Below are 16135 nucleotides of genomic sequence, written 5' to 3'. Positions count from 1 at the left end.
CTCATGCAACATTATATGTTGCGAGAGGTGGTCAAATCAACCCCAGTTGCGCAACGAGCGGCAGATTGCACAGCGGTGTGTGTCGCGCCGTCGCGCAAGCGCCACGTCTGCCAGGGTAAGCGCTTCGCGCGCGCCTGACGGCAAGACAATCAACAGGGCGCGATCCGCTTGCAGGCGGATCGCGCCCTGCCTTCATGTTACGGTGACGGTTGGCTAGCGGGCTGATCGGCAGCTGGGGCCATCGCCTTCACATCCGCTTCGCTGAGTGTCAGCACGATGCCGTCGGGCTTCACCTCGCGGATTTTGTCGGCGGTGACGCGGTAACGCTGGCCGCCGATGCCGAGCGAGGTCTCGGCGTCCATGTAGAGATCGGTGACGCGGTCGTCCGCCCCACGGCTCAGCTCGACGATCTCGCCCACCTTTGTATTGTCGCTGCTGAAGACCGGCCGATGCATCCACTTGCCGATATCCTGCTCGGCGACCATGAAGGCCGTTTCACCGGGCGCGCGCGTCTCGGCTTGCATTTGCGTGGTTGGCGTGGTGTCGGCGGTGGTTGTGCGATCACTCGGGCGGCTGATCAGGTACCAGCCGAGACCCAGCAGTGCGAGCGTGCCGAGGACAGGCAGCACCCAGTTGGTCGGACGCGAACTCTCTGGACGATACGCCGAGCGCGCTCCGGTGGCCTGCGAGGTGACCGCGCCCGGGAGCTGGTCGAGCAAGCCTGTGCCGCTCAGGTAGTTTGCAAAGCCAGAAGGCAGTGCGCGGGCGATATTGTCTTTCTGGGATTCGAGAACCTGCGCGATGCCGCCGCCAGTGCCGCTTTGCTGACCCAGGACGCCCATGACCATTGGGCCAAGCAGACCGAGGAGACCCTTGGCGCCGCTATCGCCGAGGCCGGCGTATTTGCCAAGCGCGTTGGCGAGCGCCGAGGTGTTGCCGCCGCCCAAGAGCGACGACAGGGAGCTCAGCCCTGTGTCGATCGCGCTTGTCTGCTGCGGGGTGCCCAGCGCGCTGCCGATGTTGGCGAGAAGCCCCGGCTGCTGCTGATTGATGGCGTTCTCGATCTTGCCGGCTCCGCCCGGCCTTGCAAGAACTGATGTGATCGCGGCGAGGACACCCGGAACGGCGGCGCCGAAGGCCTTTTGCAAGGTCGCGCGATCTATTCCCAGCGCAGCGGAAACGCGCCCGACCATTTCCGGGGTGATGAATTGCGTGATGAGTGAGACGATATTCGTCGTAGCCATGAGACTCTCCCTTGTTTGAGGTGGTCCCCCCGCGGCCAGCGCATTCGCCTTGGCCGTGACGTCGTGGCGTAGATCCTCTGTCGTCTGCATTCCCGCTGACCCACGGGTGCATTTCGATACACCCGCACATGCTCGCGTGTCGGATGCCTTAGCCGCGTCTAGTTAACGTTGGGTGGGGCTGCGTGCGCAGTTTGCCCGCATCTGCCTGCCGAGCCGGCGCATCACCGTGATGGCCGCCGGCCCTGGCTCCATGCTAGGTCTGTCGGCAAGGGGAGGGCATCATGAACAGCCTTCGCGTTTCAGCTCTGCACCTATTGGTGACCGCAGCTTGCATGCTGGCGCCGCCCGCCCATGCGGAGGAAGCGACCGCCGTGGCCGGCAGCTATTGCCTGCAGGGTGTGCACGAGGTCGGCTCGTGCATCCGTTTATCGCCCGACGGCAAGTTCGAATATTTCCTCGCCTATGGCGCCTACGACGAAACCGCGGAAGGAACTTGGCGCGTCGCCGACGGCGCGGTGATCGCGACCACTCCCGCCTACGACAAGCGGCCGACATTCTCCTTCAAGCGGATGCAGGCGAGCGAGGCGGGCGCCTACGACGTGATCGTCGAAGCGCAGAACGGTCAGCCGATCGCCGGCGTTGACGTCGGTGTCACCTGCGACGGCGTCACAAAGTCCGCCGGCGTGACCCAGGCGGGCGGTTTCGCTGTCGACTGCAAGAGCGCGCCGTCAGCGATCTCGCTGGGGCTCGGCATGTTCAGTATCGCGCCGCAGTCGATCGACGTGGCAGCGCCCGCGGACAACAACAAGGCCTACGTGTTCGGCCTCACCGCCGGCGATCTCGGCAAGAAGCGCTTCGCCGACGTGCCGCTGCGCGTCGACGGCGACGCGCTGGAGATGACGTACACGGATACGCCGATCACGGAGCTGCAGGGACTGTCGTTTCGTTACGTTCGCGAGCGCTGACGTCACACGGCGGCCTGCCACAGGGCAGCCCAGATCACCTGCCAATGGCGATCCTCTAAGCTTTGCGTAGAGGGGGAATGAGATGGTTAGGTTCGCGGATCGGGTGCGGGGAGTGGATCCGGCTGAGGTTGCGGCGCACGGGGTATCGGCATTCGAGGGCGGCAAGCTCGCGGCGGTTCTGTCGCTCTTCGCTCTCCTGATGTCCGGTTACAGCCTGTGGGAAACATCGCTCAAACAGGCCGACGTGCAGATCTTCGTGCCCCCAGTCATCCAGTATGCGGCACCCTACCAGAACTCGAACTTCGAGATGATCGCCGTGCCGGTGACGCTGACCAACGAGGGCGCGCGCACGGCGACGATCCTGTCGATGCAGCTTGCCGTCACCGATCCGCGCACGAAGCAGACCAAGCACTTCTATGCCGCCGATTTTGGCCGCTGGACGATGGAGCGCACGCGCACCGGCGCCTACGAGCCGTTCGCGCCGCTGTCGCTCGCCGGGCGGTCGAGCCGTACCGAACAGGTGCTGTTCTACACGCGTGGCGACGACCAGAAGCCCAACCAGCTCATCGAAGCGGTGGGGCAGTACAGCTTCGAGCTGATCTTCGACGTGGCGGAGGGCAACGCCAAGCCAACGGTCAAGTTCGACCGCTCGCTGCTCTTCTACGACGCGCGCGCCTTCAACGATCGCACGTTGCCGATGTACAGCGCCGACTGGCAGTCAGCGTCCAACACCAAGCGGGACTGACGGCTGGGTTTCGACCTAACCTGTCATCCTCGGGACATGCCGGAGGCATGCTTTCAGCATGACCCCGAGGATCCATGTCGAAATTTACTCCCGACCGCGCGGAGATTGCTGGGGGTAAAGCCGAGAACGACAAAAAGGAACCCTATGCGGGGCGGAACGGGAGGCCAGCAGGTTTCGCCCCTGGCGGTAGGGCACGCTCTCCGCTAAGAGGCGGCGATGCAGCACAAATTCCTTCGACACGAAGTGCCCGCCAAGGCGACCCGGCGGGAGTGGATCGGCCTCGCGGTCATCGCCATTCCTTGCCTCATCTACTCGATGGACCTGACGGTCCTCTATCTCGCGGTGCCGGAGATCGTCGCCGACTTGAGGCCGAGTGCGGCCGGCCTTCTCTGGATCGTCGACATCTACGGCTTCATGGTCGCCGGCGCGCTGGTCACCATGGGAACGCTCGGCGACCGGATCGGGCGGCGCAAGGTATTGCTCATCGGCGCCGCGGCGTTCGGCATCACGTCGGTGCTCGCCGCCTATTCGACGTCAACCGAGATGCTGATCGCGGCGCGTGCGCTGCAGGGGCTTGCGGCGGCGACGCTGGCGCCGTCGACTCTCTCGTTGATCCGCAACATGTTCCTAGATCCGCAGGAGCGCGCGTTCGCAATTGGCATCTGGGTGGCGAGCTTCTCCGCCGGCGCGGTCGTCGGCCCCGTGTTCGGCGGTTTCATCCTGGCGCACTTCTGGTGGGGCGCGGTGTTCCTCATCAATGTGCCGGTCATGCTGATGCTGCTGTTCCTCGGTCCTATTTTGTTACCGGAGTTCCGCGATCCCAATGCCGGGCGTATGGATCTGGTCAGCGCGGGGCTATCGGTCATCGCCGTGCTGGGCGTCATCTACGGCATCAAGCGCCTGGCCGAGGACGGCTGGGCGCCGTTGCCTTTCGCGTCGATCGTCATCGGGCTCGCGGTCGCCGCGATCTTCTTCCGGCGCGAGAGCCGGCTCGCCGATCCGCTGATCGACGTCACGCTGTTCTCGACGCCCGCGTTCAGCGCGGCGCTGGCGACCAACGTGCTGGGCCTCTTCATGGTGCTGGGTTCGTTCCTGTTCATCACCCAGTATTTGCAACTCGTCCTGCTTATGAACCCCATGCAGGCCGGGCTGTGGATGGCGCCGTCGGGCATCGTGTTCGCGCTCGGCTCGATGGCGGCGCCGCTCCTGGTGCGCCGGTTCAAGCCGTCGCACGTAATCGCACTCGGGCTATTGCTGTCGGCAGCTGGCTTTGCGGCGCTGACGCAGATCGCCGACGCTAAGACGCCGTGGCTGCTGTTCGCCGGCATGATGGCATTCTGCATCGGCTTGTCGCCGATCGGCGCCATCACCACCGATCTCGTCATGGGTGCTGCGCCGGCAGAGCGGGCAGGCGCCGCCTCTGCCATTTCGGAAACCAGCTTCGAGCTGGGCGGCGCGCTTGGCATCGCTGTGTTGGGCAGCCTGTTCACGTTTGTCTACGGGCGTGCGTTCCTTGCGGCCGACCCAGGCTCGCTGCCGGTCGCGGCGATTGAGCGGGCGCGCGACGGGTTGGGCAGCGCCGTCGACGCCGCCTACGTCCTGCCGAACGAGCAGGCGGCGCAGCTTCTGGCGACGGCTCGTAGCGCGTTCGTCTATGCCTTCGAGGTGACGTCGGCGGTGTCGGCGGTGTGTGCCGTCCTCGCCGCCATCCTCGCGGCGACCCTTCTGCGCCGCGCCGGCATGCCCAGAGAAAACTCGCACTGAGGTCGTGTAGCCTCTAGCGTGGCTGTGGGTGGCGCGTTGCCATCGAGCTGAGGCTTGCGTAGGCACGTACCCTTGCTCTAAAAAAGCTAGCTAATCTTGTTGCACTCATTTCTTTGCGTCATTTCTGATCAATCTATTGGAGTTTCAAATGGCGGTTGCTGCCCCTCCGGAGGCGTCGCCTCGGCTTCAAATTTCCGTTGTGGACGCCGAAGGTCGACCAATTGCTGGCGCCTTGATTGACGTCTACCTCGATAACGAGTTTGTCGGCACGATCACAAGCAGCGGAAGCAGTTTGCTTGAATTTGCAGATCCCGGAGTGACATTGAGGCTCGAGGCGCGCATCGCCGATCTCAAGGAAATTCGTGAGATTGATGCAAGAGACCACGCTGTGAGCTTTGTTTTCACCAACCCACCCAGAAGGCTCACCGCGACAATACCCGGTGGCCGTTGCGCTGATGGCACCACGGGCCAGCCGTGTGTCGTCTGCCGCGTGGGAGGACGCCAAGTACGCATTTGTGGGTAGCCAAATGACGTTGTCGCGCTCGATAGACATCTTCGTAAAAGACCGGAACGGCCGACGGCTGCCTGGGGCGCTGATCAGTTTTTCACTGGATGGAGCGGTGGCGGGTAGCGTTCCTGAGAGTGATGGTCGCGCGCGGATCGATCTGGAGAATGACTACACCGGTCCGGTTGGGGTGACCGTCGATTATTCCGGCGAGAAGCAGACGCAAACCTTGGCGCCAGGCGTATCGTCTTACACATTCACTTATGATGTCGACATAGCACCTAAAGAGAACCACATCGCTCTAATCGTTGGTATTATTCTGGTTGGCGCCGCTACAGTGCTGGCATTCTCGTTCCCCGAAACGACACCTCTCCAGACCAAACTGGTGCAAGGACTCCTTAGTCTCGGTTTGGGAGCGATTGCGACTGAGGTCAGCGGGTTGATCCGGGCAGACTTGAAATTGGGGACGCGCCTCGCGGTGGGCGCGAGCGGTGCGTTTGCGGTTTTCGTAATTCTTTGGTTCACCAACGCAATGCTCTGACCGGCGCTTCGTTAAGAGCGCAGCTAGGCGGCAGCCGCCACCACGAGCTTCTGCACGGTCTCGAGCGTGTCGGCTTCTTCGGCGGGCTTGTCCCACCGAATGCGGTGCACGCGGGGGAAGCGCATGGCGAGGCCAGACTTGTGCCGCGATGACGGGAACACGGCGTCAAAGGCAATTTCCAAGACCATGGTCGGCTCGACGGCGCGTACCGGGCCGAACTGCTCGATGGTGTGGTTGCGGATGAAGCGGTCCAAGCGCAGCAGCTCCTCGTCGGTGAAGCCCGAGTAAGCCTTGCCGACCGGCACCAACTCTCGCGCCGGCTTGCCGTCGTCGTCCTCGGTCACGCGCCAGACGCCGAAGGTATAGTCGGAATAGTAGGACGAGCGCTTGCCGGAGCCGCGCTGGGCATACATGAGCACGCAGTCGACAGTCAGGGCGGCGCGCTTCCATTTCCACCAATGGCCCTTGGGGCGCCCCGACAGATACGGGCTCGACTTGCGCTTCAGCATCAGCCCCTCGATGCCGGCTTCGCGCGCGCTGCTCCACAAGGCGTCGAGCGCGCCGAAGTCCTCGAAGGCGACGATGGAACTGACGTCGGTGAGCCGCGGATGGTGGCGCGTGTGCCAGGCCTCGAGCCGTTCGCGGCGCTCGGCGAAAGGCAGCGGGCGCACGTCCTCGCCATCGTCGATCAGGATGTCGTAGAGGCGCACGAACGCCGGATAGTCGCGCAGCATCTTCGCCGTGACGGTCTTGCGGTTGAGGCGCTGCTGCAAGTCGTTGAAGGGGGCAACGACGCCGTCACGCACCACGAGCAGCTCGCCGTCGAGCACGGCATCGTAGGGCTGGAAGGCGGCGACGATCTCCGGGAAGCTCGCCGAGATGTCGTCGCCCGAGCGGGAGAAGATGCGCACCTCGCTCATGCTGGAAGCATGCCTTCGGCATGACCCGGCCGCGAGCTGCACGCGCACGCCGTCCCATTTCCATTCGGCGACGATATCGGTGGGGCTCAGGTCCGCCCAGTCGCCTTCCTCGATCGGATGCGCGAGCATCAGCGGGCGGAAGACCGGCTTGCCCTCCGCGCTGGGACGTGGGCCGCGGTTCTCCAGCCAGGCGAAGAGATCGGTATAGGGCGTCTTTAGCGCATGCCACATCTCCTCGATGTCGGACAGCTCGTGGCCGCTCATCTGTGCCAGCGCGGCTTTGGCGAGACGGGCGGAAACGCCGACGCGCGGGGCGCCGCCGACGAGCTTCAGAAGCGCCCAGCGTCCGCGCACGTCGAGCCGGTCGAGGAAGTCGCCGAGGATGGGGGCGACGTTGCTGCGCGGCGCGAGCTCCAGCGCGGCGACGACCTCGGCGAGGCGCGGCGAGGGACGCTTGTCGCGCTTGTCGGGCCACAGCAGCGAAACGGTTTCCGCCGTGTCGCCGACGTAGTCGCGCGACAGCTGGTAGAGAACGGGATCGATCTTGTCGGCCATCAGCTCGGCCAGCGCCCGCCGCAATGGCAGCCGCGGGAAAAGGCCGTCGGTCAGGGCGGCGAGCGCGAAGCCTCGGTCGGGGTCGGGTGCGGAGCGGAAATACTCGACCAGCAGACCGAGCTTGCCGTTGCGCGACGGCGTCGTCGTGAGGCAGTCGAGCAAGTTGGCAAACTTCTGCATCGTTATTCGCCTTCGTCCTCGAACCCGACCAGCGACAGCGCCCGCGCTTTGCGACCCATGAGGCCGAGCTGATAGACGAGCGCGTCGTCGCGGCCGTGCGTAACCCACACGTCCTCGGCGCCGGTTTCGACGATGGTGTCGAGCAGCTCGGGCCAGTCGGCGTGATCAGAGATGACGAGCGGCAGCTCGACGCCCGCCTGGCGGATGCGGCCCTTGATGCGCATCCAGCCCGAGGCGAAGGCGCTCACCGGATCGGGGAAGCGCCGCGACCAGCGGTCGTCGACGGCGGAAGGGGGACAGAGCACGAGCGCTCCGGTGAAGTCCTCGTCTTTGTCGGTGGTCGCGGGACGCAGGTCGCCCAGGTCGACGCCGAGACGCTGATAGAGTGCGCATAGCTCCACGAGCGCGCCGTGCAGGTAGATCGGTTTGTCATACCCGGCCTCGCGCGCGAGCTTGATGACGCGCTGCGTCTTGCCGAGACCGTAGGCGCCGACGAGATGCGCGCGCTCCGGCTGGCGCGCCATAGATGCCAGCAAACGTCCGACCTCGGCCTCGGCCGGCTCGTGGCGGAAGACGGGGAGCGCGAATGTCGCCTCGGTGACGAACACGTCGCACGGCACGACCTCGAACGTCGGGCAGGTCGGATCGGCGGCGCGCTTGTAGTCGCCGGAGACGACGGCGCGCTGGCCGTTCCAGTCGAGCACGACCTGCGCGGCGCCGAGGATGTGCCCGGCGGGCGCGAGACGCACGTCGACGCCGTTGACCGACTGCGTCGCGCCATAAGCAAGCGGCTCGAAGGCGCCCGCACACCCCGGCCCCATGCGCACCTTCATGATCTCAAGGGTCTCGTTGGTCGCCAGCACGGCCCCGTGGCCGGAGCGCGCGTGATCCGAGTGCCCGTGGGTGATGACAGCGCGATCGACTGCGCGCGAGGGATCGACAAAGAACCCGCCGGGTTCGCAGAAGAGCCCCCGGTCGGTCGGATACAGCCACTTGTCGACGCCGGCAGCGCCCATTCGCACCTCGTGTGGAGATGCCCGTAATGTGGGGTCTGCGGCGCCTCTCCGCCAGCCTCAGCGGCGCTGGTAGGCGGCGAGGAAAGTGCGCACCGCGATGCCGACGACGTAGGCGACGCGCTCCTCGGTCGGCGCTCCGCCGGCATTGAACAGCAGCGGCTTGAACATGGTGGACTGGCAGGAATCGAGGGCCTGCGCGGCGGCGACCTCGGTGTCCTCGATCTTCAGGACACGCGCCTCGACCTGGGCGTCGAGATGGGCGCCGAGTCGGGTAATGCCGCACATCGGCCCCGCCTCGTAGAAGCTGCGCCCGACCTCGGGCATGCGCTCGGCGATCGACATGACCGTACGTAGCGGCGAAATCCCCGATGGCTGGCACAGGAACTCGACGAAAGCCTTGCCGAGGCGGGTCAGCACGGCCGCGACGTCGTGATCCGCATGGTCGAGCCGAAAAACCTGCTCGGCCTGGCCCCCCGCTCGTCTTCGACCACGGCCTCGAACAGCCCCTCCTTGCTGTCGAAGTAGACGTAGAGGGTGCCCTTCGAGACGCCCGCCTGGCGGGCGATCTCGCCCGATGCTGGCGGCGTCGAAGCCCTGCGCCAGGAACAGCTTACGCGCGCCCTCGATAATCTGGCGGCGCTTGGAACCTTCCTCGGTCGGCCTCTTGGCTGCCTCGCGGGTGGAAACCTGCATTTCAACGGGCTGGCGCAGCGCTTCTCCGCCTACGGCACCGACGCACAAGCCATGGCTTTGAAAAAGCTGATGCAAATCATGCATCGGCAGGGTGTGGTGATGGCCTTCGCCGGTGTGTTCCTGCTGCTGACGCTGTTGTTCGCAGGGCTGGCGCTCGCCGCAATTATGGTGCGCCGCCCGGCTGCGAATGTGGCAGCGCCCGCACATTGAGGCGATGCCATTTCGTGCGCGCGATCAGTCGCTCAGCTTGCCGAATAAAGTTCAGCGATTAACCTCGTTGTCACGAGGCGGCCAAAATGTCGCGCCATGTCTCGATCCTGAGGGCACTGGTTCGTACCGCTTCCAGGAGAGTGCAACGTGACGGAACACAAAGAGGTGCTATCGGCGTACGTGCCGGTGACGGCACCAGGTCGAGCCGTGGCTGACTTCGACCTTCCCCTGAAAATCTACATCATCGAGACCACCGAGCGCCAAACCCGCAGCATGCATCTGCGCCAGTTCGGAATATTCGCCGCTCTGTTCGTCGGGATGTTCGTCTGCCAATGGCCGGTCGCATCGACCTCGGCCAACGCGGTGCCGAGCCTGCCGGTGAGCGCGCAGGCAGCAGGCGCCCGCGTGGCAACTGCGGCCGCGCCGATGCGCTTTGCCTTCGCCGCCGGGCTGAAGCAAAACTACTAGACAAAGATTGCGCAGTGGGCGCCCATCCGGGGCGCCCGCGCCTTTAGGCGACGAACAGCACCAGCACGGCGATTGCCGTGAGCGCAGCTGCACCGACACCAGCCAATACAACACCAACGACGCTGACGGCGCCGTACGCGCGTTGGCGCCGGATCAGCCACAGGCCGGCGCCGAGGCAGCCGAGGCCGATCGGCAGCAGAATGCCGACGAAGAGCGTCTGGATGGGATCGGAGGCGGGCGATCCGGCGGTGAGGCACGAAAGGTAGATGGTCGAGCCCATCACGCCGCCCCACAGGATCACCGCTTCGCGGTCGCCCCTGCGCACCGTCCAGATCGTGTCGGTGGCGATGTCGCCCTGTGTCTGCGTGACCGACCAGCCCTCCGTTTCGTAGTTCTTGCGCGTGGTGGCCAAGATCTCCTGGATGTCGCCGGCGGCTGACGGCCAGCCGATGAAGGCGTAGTTCGTGCAGGTCTTGCCGCGCGCCGTCGCCGTCTCGTTGATGAGCCCTTGCTTCTGCTCGTAGTTGTCGGCGGTCCAGGTCTTGGCGCCGGGGGCGACGATGACGCCGGTGTGCCAATCGCGATCGATCGGGCGGTCCTCGGCCATCGCCGAAGCCGACAGTGCGCACCATGCGACGACTACGATAGCGCGCGCAAAAATCGACGAAGTCATTTGTACCGCCCTCAGAGTTCCGCTTGAGGGCTCTTTTGAAGGATAGCGCCGCCTATGACCAGACGGTTGCGCCGAGAAGGGTTTATCAATGCCGCCAGGGCGACTGGGGCAGCGCCGAGACAGCAGGACAGCCCAGCATCTTGTTCAGGGCTTCGATGAGCTGATCGGTCGTCTCCACCGAGATATAGAGGCCGCCCGTGCTCTCGGCGAGGCAGCGGGACTGGAGGTAGCCGGTGGCAGTGGCCGTGTCGCGCATGCGATAGCCGATGACGTGAACGGTGAGGTTCTCGCCCTGCGAGCGCAGCGACTGTCCCATCTTGCAGGGATCACCGCCGCACGTTTCCTCGCCGTCGGTGAGTAGTACGACGACGCCCGGCTTCTCGGGGAACTGCAACACGTGCGCAGCCTCGCGCACCGCCGCCGTCAGCGGCGTACGCCCCGCCGGGATCAGTTTGTCGATCTCGTTCATGATCTGCTCAGCGGCATAGGGCGCAGGTCGCAGCAGTAGATCGATGTTGTTGCACTGGTTGGCAGGACCTGGACCATAGTCGATGAGGCCGATGTTGCGTGCGGCGGCGACCTGCGGCAGGGCTTTGGCCAGCGCCTGCTTCACCTTGGCGATGCGCGGCGTGGGCGGGTTGTTGAAATCGGTCCCGGCCATGGAGCCCGACGCGTCGAACACGAGCATCGCGTCATCACGGCACGACGGGGCTGCCCTTTGTGCGAACGTCGCTGTAGCGGCGAAAAACGCCGCGGCGACCAGTGTCGCTACGATGACCGGGGGGCGATGAGCCATGCACCTTGCGCCTTCAGCGGCATTCAGGCCAGTGAAGCACAAAGCGTTCGCCAATTCACGGTGACTTTATGCAAGCGCGTTGAGGTCGGCGAATTGGGCGTCGGTGAGGGTGATGTTGGCCGCCGCGACGTTCTCCTCCAGGTGCTTCACCTTGCCTGTTCCGGGAATGGGCAGCATCACCGGGCTGCGCTGCAGGAGCCAGGCAAGCGCGATCTGGCCCGGGCTCGCGTCGTGCGCGTGCGCGATCGCATCGAGCTTCGAGCCGGGCTTCGCTAGGTTGCCGGCGGCGAGGGGAAACCAGGGGATGAAGCCGATGCCGTGCTTCTCGCAATGCTCGAGCACGGGCTCGCTGGAGCGCTTGGTGAGATTGTAGAGGTTCTGCACGGTCGCGACCTTGAAGTGCTTTTGCGCGGCCGTGATCTGCTCGACGCCGACCTCGCTCAAGCCGACGTGGCGGATGAGCCCCTCCTTCTGCATGGCGGCGATGGCCGAGAACTGCTCGTCGCGCGGCACGTTCGGATCGACGCGATGGAGTTGCCAGAGATCGATGCGCTCGACGCCGAGACGTCGCAGACTGATGAACACCTGCTGGCGGAGGTAGTCGGGACGTCCGCACGTCTCCCACTGGTCCGGGGCGGGACGGAGGAGGCCGCCCTTGGTGGCGATGACCAGACCTTTGTAGGGGTGGAGCGCCTCGCGGATCAGGCGCTCGCTGATTTCCGGTCCATAGCTGTCGGCGGTGTCGATCAAATCGATGCCGAGTTCGGGCACGCGGCGCAGTGTGCGCAAAGCTTCGTCGCGATCCTCGGGCTCACCCCACACGCCCTTGCCGACAATGCGCATGGCACCGAAGCCCAAGCGGTTGACGGCGAGATCGCCCCCGATCTTAAAGCTTCCGGATTTCGCGGCATTCGCTGTCGTCATCTCTCGTCTCCCTCGCATCGTCGTCGAAGCAATGTAGCGTCTCGCCGCGCTGCAACAACAACTGCGACAGTATGCCGGCCGATCGGCAACGGCTGGGAACCATCCTTCGACTGAGGTGTTCCTCTCGCAGTAATAGGAGGACAGACAATGAAACTAAAAGCGACCCTTGCCGTTTGCGCCGCCGCCGTTGGCCTGCTGTTCGCAGTGCCCCAGGGCGCGAGCGCACTGCCGGCAGCTAAGGACGTCAGCAAGCAGGCGACGCAGTCGAACGTCGAGAAGACCGGCTACTATGGTCATCGCCGCGGCTGGCGCCGTGGGTACTACCGCCGTCACCACTACGGCTATGGGCGCCGCTACTATCGCCGCCCGGGCTTCGGCATCTACCTGGGCTTCTAGGTCCAGCATCGATTGCCACGCAAAATGCCCCCGCAGCGATGCGGGGGCATTTTTGTGCGTGCCCAATTTCGGCGGGAGCCGTCAGTAGCGCGACGTGATCGTCACGAAGTACGCCTGCGGCGAACCGGGCGTGATGTTGTTGTTGTTGTGCGCCGTGGCGTAGTACTCGGTGTCGAGCACATTCTCGACGTTGAGCTGCGCCTCGAGGTTCTCGTTGATGTCCCAGAACAGCGCCGCGTCGAGGCGGGCGAAGCCCGGCAGTTTTACGGTATTGTCGATGAGCGCGTACATGCCGGTGCGGCTGACGACGCCAAGTCCGGCAGCCCACCCCGGCAGGAAGCGATACTTGTTCCACATGGAGAACGTGTGCTGTGGAACGAGCGCTATCTCCTTGCCCAGTTGGGCGGGCGCACCGACTAACACCTCGGCGCCCTGGTAGCCATAACCTACGACGGTCTCCCAGTCCTCGGTGAGATAGCCCGTGAGCGCCAGCTCACCGCCCTCGGTGCGCGTCTTGCCGACCTGCGTGCCGGCGCCCGGGCCCGTCGCGATCAACTGGTTCTCGCGATCGAGCATGAACAAGGCACCTGTGAAGAAGAGGCGCGGGGTGACATCCCACTTGAAGCCAATCTCGTGGTTGTTGAACTCCTCCGGCGCGAGGTTGGCGTTCTGCACACTGAGCGTGCTGAACTGCTCGCCCGAGAATGGTAGGAACGACTTTGACCAGCTGACGTAGAACGACAGGTAGTCCAGAGGCTTGAATACGGCGCCGATGCGCGGCGACCAGACGTCGTCCACGCGCCCGCGCGATGCGCCAGTGCTGTCGTGGAAATCGAGATCGAAACGATCGAAGCGAATACCGCCGATGACCTCGAAGTAACGGCTCATCTCGATTTGGTCCTGAATATAGACGCCTGCCAACGCGAGCTCGGTCTGATTCAGCGGCCCCTTGTTTGAGCCCCACGCAGGGCCCGCCGTCGTCACCGTATTGGGAATGATGACGGAGTTGCTGGCGAACACGTAGTCATTCGATGTCGGATCGCGCTGGGTGTCGGTCGTCTGATAGCCGAACTCCGTGCCGGCGAGCAGCGTATGGCGAATGCCGCCGCCGACATCGACTTTGGCCGTTAGGTCCGTCTGGTTGAAGACGCTCTCGCGTAAGGTGAGCGAATTGTAGGCGCCGAGCGACACGACACCGGCGCCATTCGCGGCACCGTTCGCGTAGATGTTCTGATAGAACTTGTCGTAGTTGCCGTACAGTGTTTGGTTCTTGATCTTGATGCCGTTGTCGAACTTGTGCTCGACGATCGCCGTCGCGACGTGCGACTCGAACGTCATGTAGCTGTCGAACGGATTGCCGAAGAACGTGCTCGGATCGACCTTCACGGGTTTGTTCGTGCCCGTTCGCGACGGAATACCACGATCGACCGTGCGGTCGTCGTTGAAGTACTCGTACGAAAGGTGCACGACGGTGCTGTCGTCCGGCTTGAACGCAATCTTCGGGTTGATGCCGAAGCGCTCCAGGTCCACGAAATCGCGGTAGCTGCCGGAATCCTCGTACATGCCGAGGATGCGGAAGGCAAAGTCGTTGGTGATCGCCTGGCCGGCGTCGACTTCGACGCGCTTGGTGTCGAACGAGCCGTAGGTCGTCGTTGCCTCGTAAAGACGCTCGCCCTCCGCTTTCTTGGTGACGCGGTTGATGACGCCACCGCCGCCGCCGCGACCGAAGATCATGGCATTCGGGCCCTTCAGCACCTCGACGCGTTCGATATTGTACAGGTCGCGGAAATACTGAACGTCGTCGCGCATGCCGTCTGTGAAGAAGTCGGCCGTGGTGCTGACGCCGCGGATGGTCGGCGCGTCGCGATGGCCTTCGCCTTGGCCAACGACAATGCCGGGAACGTAGGACAGGAGCTGGCGCATGTCGCGCGAACCCTGGTCCTTCGCCAGCTCCTTCGGAACGACGGTGATCGACTGCGGAATGTCGATGAGCGGCGTATCGGTCTTGGTCGCCGTTGACGTGCGGGTGGCCATGTAGCCGATGACGCCGCCAGGGTTGGGGTTGCCGAGCGGGCCGCCGGAGGTGGGCTCGGTCGACTGCGCGGGTGGTACGGGCTCGGGCGTGACCGCGACCGCGGTCGAGGGGGCTGCCTTCTTCTTGGCGGACGATTTCTTCTTCGCCGCGGGCGCGGGGCCCGTCTCGACGACGACGGGAGGCAGCTGGTCGGTCTTGGGCGCTTCCTGCGCTTCGACCGGCGCTATACTCGCCAAAAGGGCACCGAAAAACGCAGACTTCTTATAGACGCAGTTCCACGAACGCCCGCCGAGACGCAACACCACTTGAACCCCCTACGCGATACGAGATGACTTTGAGGTCTGATCGTTCGCGGACGGTAATATTCATGACTTCTATGGTCCAGTTTTGAAGTCTGTGCAGAGGAGAATCTGGCCGGCCGATGCCCAGATGACACAAACGTCACAATCCTAAGTGGTGGGGTGGCGGAAGGGGTGGCGGCCGAACGCCGAGGGAAAACCTTCGCGTCGCCAAGCTTCTAGACCGAAGCGTGCTCCGGGCGTCCCTCTTTGCATCCCCCTTTCAACGGTGCACGGACTCTGTTTCGCTTAGCGTCAGCCGAGCAACACGCCTATGAGTTCCGCCACTTCTGCGGGCGTGGTTGAGAACCACTCCGCTCCCGGTGCTGTCCGAATTCGTCGACCCCGCAGCACAAGCACGGCATGCAGTGCCCGTTCTAGATCGAAGGCCTGCACATGCTCACGGGTACCGAGAACGATTGGGTGTTCCGGCATCGCTGTCTTCGACTGGCGGATGATCCTGTCAGTGGGCCTTTTGCCCCAGCCAATTTTAATAGGATAAGGCCCATCGGCGCGCTGGTAAGCCGGAAACGTGTACCAGTAGACCGAAGGCGTCCCCGGCTCAGCGTCGTCCTCGTCCTCCTCGGCATCATCGGCGACATCTTCCGACGTGGCGGCCAGCCCGACCAAAACGATGCCGTCGGCCTTCGTCGCCGTGAAGATGTCGGGGTTGTTGCGCACCAGGCCGCCCAGCCGTGTCCGTACCTCGCGCCGTGCCTCAGCCTCCCTCGGATGACGACTAAAGCTATGATCACGGTATTCCGGGAACGTCGACCACAGCGCCGTGATGAGGTCGCGATAGGTCATAGGCTCCCCATTCTGCGACAGGACGACCTTCGCTCTCCTCCCCAACGTCATCTCTTCGGGATGCGTCTCCGACGACTGCTCGATGTCTGGCATGGGTGGGTCTCGTCTTGAGAACTTCTTTTTGCGTGCAGACCACTAGCGAGGGTTGGCACTGTCAGGCAAGTCGGTCGGCATCCAAGCCCGCTTATGCTCTCTTGCAAACGCGGAATTAGCGGCGAGCGCATGCCCGATCTCACGTGTTGACAAAGCTGTGGATCGTTAAAACCAAATTCGAAAGTAGAAACTTCGAATGGCATCGCGTTTTCAACGCGGTATGCGGCAAGTTGCTATTTTAAAGTAAGCTCGGTTCGCTAACGCACG

18 protein-coding genes are annotated in these 16135 nt (G+C 64.0%); 8 read left to right on the top strand and 10 right to left on the bottom strand.

The features are described 5' to 3' along the window. Positions 1-197 precede the first annotated feature (197 nt). Positions 198-1244 carry a DUF937 domain-containing protein gene (locus GIW81_RS02215; protein ID WP_195930313.1) on the bottom strand — a complete coding sequence of 349 codons (1047 nt, stop codon included), beginning with the start codon at positions 1242-1244 and terminating at the stop codon, positions 198-200. A gap of 281 nt (positions 1245-1525) precedes the next feature. Between GIW81_RS02215 and GIW81_RS02210 the strand changes: the two genes are divergently transcribed. The 5 genes from GIW81_RS02210 (at position 1526) to GIW81_RS02190 (ending at position 5764) form a co-directional block, all read left to right on the top strand. Next, positions 1526-2209 carry a hypothetical protein gene (locus tag GIW81_RS02210; protein ID WP_154737713.1) on the top strand — a complete coding sequence of 228 codons (684 nt, stop codon included), beginning with the start codon at positions 1526-1528 and terminating at the stop codon, positions 2207-2209. A gap of 82 nt (positions 2210-2291) precedes the next feature. After that, complete coding sequence (locus GIW81_RS02205; RefSeq protein ID WP_154737712.1) at positions 2292-2954, top strand: hypothetical protein; 663 nt, start codon at positions 2292-2294, stop codon at positions 2952-2954. A 216-nt stretch (positions 2955-3170) separates the two neighbouring features. After that, on the top strand, positions 3171-4718 hold the full coding sequence (locus GIW81_RS02200; RefSeq protein WP_154737711.1) for an MFS transporter: 1548 nt from the start codon (positions 3171-3173) through the stop codon (positions 4716-4718). A 148-nt stretch (positions 4719-4866) separates the two neighbouring features. After that, complete coding sequence (locus GIW81_RS02195) at positions 4867-5241, top strand: hypothetical protein (RefSeq protein WP_154737710.1); 375 nt, start codon at positions 4867-4869, stop codon at positions 5239-5241. A 4-nt stretch (positions 5242-5245) separates the two neighbouring features. Next, on the top strand, positions 5246-5764 hold the full coding sequence (locus tag GIW81_RS02190) for a hypothetical protein (protein ID WP_154737709.1): 519 nt from the start codon (positions 5246-5248) through the stop codon (positions 5762-5764). Positions 5765-5787: 23 nt separating this feature from the next. Here GIW81_RS02190 and GIW81_RS02185 read toward each other — a convergent pair whose 3' ends face one another. Genes GIW81_RS02185 through GIW81_RS19315 form a run of 4 tightly spaced genes read right to left on the bottom strand, consistent with a single transcriptional unit; the run spans position 5788 to position 9001 of the window. Continuing rightward, complete coding sequence (locus tag GIW81_RS02185) at positions 5788-7419, bottom strand: cisplatin damage response ATP-dependent DNA ligase (RefSeq protein WP_154737708.1); 1632 nt, start codon at positions 7417-7419, stop codon at positions 5788-5790. A gap of 2 nt (positions 7420-7421) precedes the next feature. After that, positions 7422-8435, bottom strand: coding sequence for a ligase-associated DNA damage response exonuclease (locus tag GIW81_RS02180; RefSeq protein WP_154737707.1), 1014 nt, complete (start codon positions 8433-8435; stop codon positions 7422-7424). 57 nt (positions 8436-8492) lie between these two features. After that, positions 8493-8852 (bottom strand): TetR/AcrR family transcriptional regulator C-terminal domain-containing protein, encoded by a 360-nt coding sequence (locus GIW81_RS19320; RefSeq protein ID WP_154737706.1) that lies wholly within the window; start codon positions 8850-8852, stop codon positions 8493-8495. After that, on the bottom strand, positions 8846-9001 hold the full coding sequence (locus GIW81_RS19315) for a helix-turn-helix domain-containing protein (protein ID WP_324614997.1): 156 nt from the start codon (positions 8999-9001) through the stop codon (positions 8846-8848). Before GIW81_RS19315 ends, GIW81_RS19320 begins: the two co-directional genes overlap by 7 nt. Between GIW81_RS19315 and GIW81_RS19310 the strand changes: the two genes are divergently transcribed. Both GIW81_RS19310 and GIW81_RS02160 read left to right on the top strand, forming a co-directional pair. Continuing rightward, the gene (locus GIW81_RS19310; RefSeq protein WP_324615020.1) at positions 8970-9338 is read left to right on the top strand and encodes a hypothetical protein; all 369 of its coding nucleotides are present in this window, start codon (positions 8970-8972) and stop codon (positions 9336-9338) included. The two genes, GIW81_RS19315 and GIW81_RS19310, sit on opposite strands and share 32 nt — an antisense overlap. A gap of 147 nt (positions 9339-9485) precedes the next feature. Further along, on the top strand, positions 9486-9806 hold the full coding sequence (locus tag GIW81_RS02160) for a hypothetical protein (RefSeq protein ID WP_154737703.1): 321 nt from the start codon (positions 9486-9488) through the stop codon (positions 9804-9806). 43 nt (positions 9807-9849) lie between these two features. Here GIW81_RS02160 and GIW81_RS02155 read toward each other — a convergent pair whose 3' ends face one another. The 3 genes from GIW81_RS02155 to GIW81_RS02145 form a co-directional block, all read right to left on the bottom strand. Next, complete coding sequence (locus GIW81_RS02155) at positions 9850-10479, bottom strand: hypothetical protein (RefSeq protein WP_154737702.1); 630 nt, start codon at positions 10477-10479, stop codon at positions 9850-9852. A gap of 85 nt (positions 10480-10564) precedes the next feature. Next, the gene (locus GIW81_RS02150) at positions 10565-11275 is read right to left on the bottom strand and encodes a vWA domain-containing protein (RefSeq protein ID WP_154737701.1); all 711 of its coding nucleotides are present in this window, start codon (positions 11273-11275) and stop codon (positions 10565-10567) included. 66 nt (positions 11276-11341) lie between these two features. Further along, complete coding sequence (locus GIW81_RS02145) at positions 11342-12199, bottom strand: aldo/keto reductase (RefSeq protein WP_154737700.1); 858 nt, start codon at positions 12197-12199, stop codon at positions 11342-11344. Positions 12200-12346: 147 nt separating this feature from the next. Between GIW81_RS02145 and GIW81_RS02140 the strand changes: the two genes are divergently transcribed. Then, positions 12347-12595 (top strand): hypothetical protein, encoded by a 249-nt coding sequence (locus GIW81_RS02140; RefSeq protein ID WP_154737699.1) that lies wholly within the window; start codon positions 12347-12349, stop codon positions 12593-12595. A gap of 81 nt (positions 12596-12676) precedes the next feature. Here GIW81_RS02140 and GIW81_RS02135 read toward each other — a convergent pair whose 3' ends face one another. Both GIW81_RS02135 and GIW81_RS02130 read right to left on the bottom strand, forming a co-directional pair. Continuing rightward, complete coding sequence (locus tag GIW81_RS02135) at positions 12677-14935, bottom strand: TonB-dependent receptor (RefSeq protein WP_154737698.1); 2259 nt, start codon at positions 14933-14935, stop codon at positions 12677-12679. Positions 14936-15223: 288 nt separating this feature from the next. Further along, positions 15224-15868 (bottom strand): GIY-YIG nuclease family protein, encoded by a 645-nt coding sequence (locus tag GIW81_RS02130; RefSeq protein WP_154737697.1) that lies wholly within the window; start codon positions 15866-15868, stop codon positions 15224-15226. Between the last annotated feature and the right edge of the window lie 267 nt (positions 15869-16135).

This window comes from Hyphomicrobium album (assembly GCF_009708035.1).
In the GTDB taxonomy this organism is placed as follows: domain Bacteria; phylum Pseudomonadota; class Alphaproteobacteria; order Rhizobiales; family Hyphomicrobiaceae; genus Hyphomicrobium_A; species Hyphomicrobium_A album.
The sequence above is the reverse complement of the archived record's forward strand: the minus strand, read 5'-3'. Positions and strand labels throughout refer to the sequence as shown.

Bases quoted from the DNA above. Each gene is read 5' to 3' on its own strand.
- GIW81_RS02215 (WP_195930313.1), bottom strand. From the start codon at position 1,244: ATGGCTACGACGAATATCGTCTCACTCATCACGCAATTCATCACCCCG.
- GIW81_RS02210 (WP_154737713.1), top strand. From the start codon at position 1,526: ATGAACAGCCTTCGCGTTTCAGCTCTGCACCTATTGGTGACCGCAGCT.
- GIW81_RS02205 (WP_154737712.1), top strand. From the start codon at position 2,292: ATGGTTAGGTTCGCGGATCGGGTGCGGGGAGTGGATCCGGCTGAGGTT.
- GIW81_RS02200 (WP_154737711.1), top strand. From the start codon at position 3,171: ATGCAGCACAAATTCCTTCGACACGAAGTGCCCGCCAAGGCGACCCGG.
- GIW81_RS02195 (WP_154737710.1), top strand. From the start codon at position 4,867: ATGGCGGTTGCTGCCCCTCCGGAGGCGTCGCCTCGGCTTCAAATTTCC.
- GIW81_RS02190 (WP_154737709.1), top strand. From the start codon at position 5,246: ATGACGTTGTCGCGCTCGATAGACATCTTCGTAAAAGACCGGAACGGC.
- GIW81_RS02185 (WP_154737708.1), bottom strand. From the start codon at position 7,419: ATGCAGAAGTTTGCCAACTTGCTCGACTGCCTCACGACGACGCCGTCG.
- GIW81_RS02180 (WP_154737707.1), bottom strand. From the start codon at position 8,435: ATGGGCGCTGCCGGCGTCGACAAGTGGCTGTATCCGACCGACCGGGGG.
- GIW81_RS02155 (WP_154737702.1), bottom strand. From the start codon at position 10,479: ATGACTTCGTCGATTTTTGCGCGCGCTATCGTAGTCGTCGCATGGTGC.
- GIW81_RS02150 (WP_154737701.1), bottom strand. From the start codon at position 11,275: ATGGCTCATCGCCCCCCGGTCATCGTAGCGACACTGGTCGCCGCGGCG.
- GIW81_RS02145 (WP_154737700.1), bottom strand. From the start codon at position 12,199: ATGACGACAGCGAATGCCGCGAAATCCGGAAGCTTTAAGATCGGGGGC.
- GIW81_RS02140 (WP_154737699.1), top strand. From the start codon at position 12,347: ATGAAACTAAAAGCGACCCTTGCCGTTTGCGCCGCCGCCGTTGGCCTG.
- GIW81_RS02130 (WP_154737697.1), bottom strand. From the start codon at position 15,868: ATGCCAGACATCGAGCAGTCGTCGGAGACGCATCCCGAAGAGATGACG.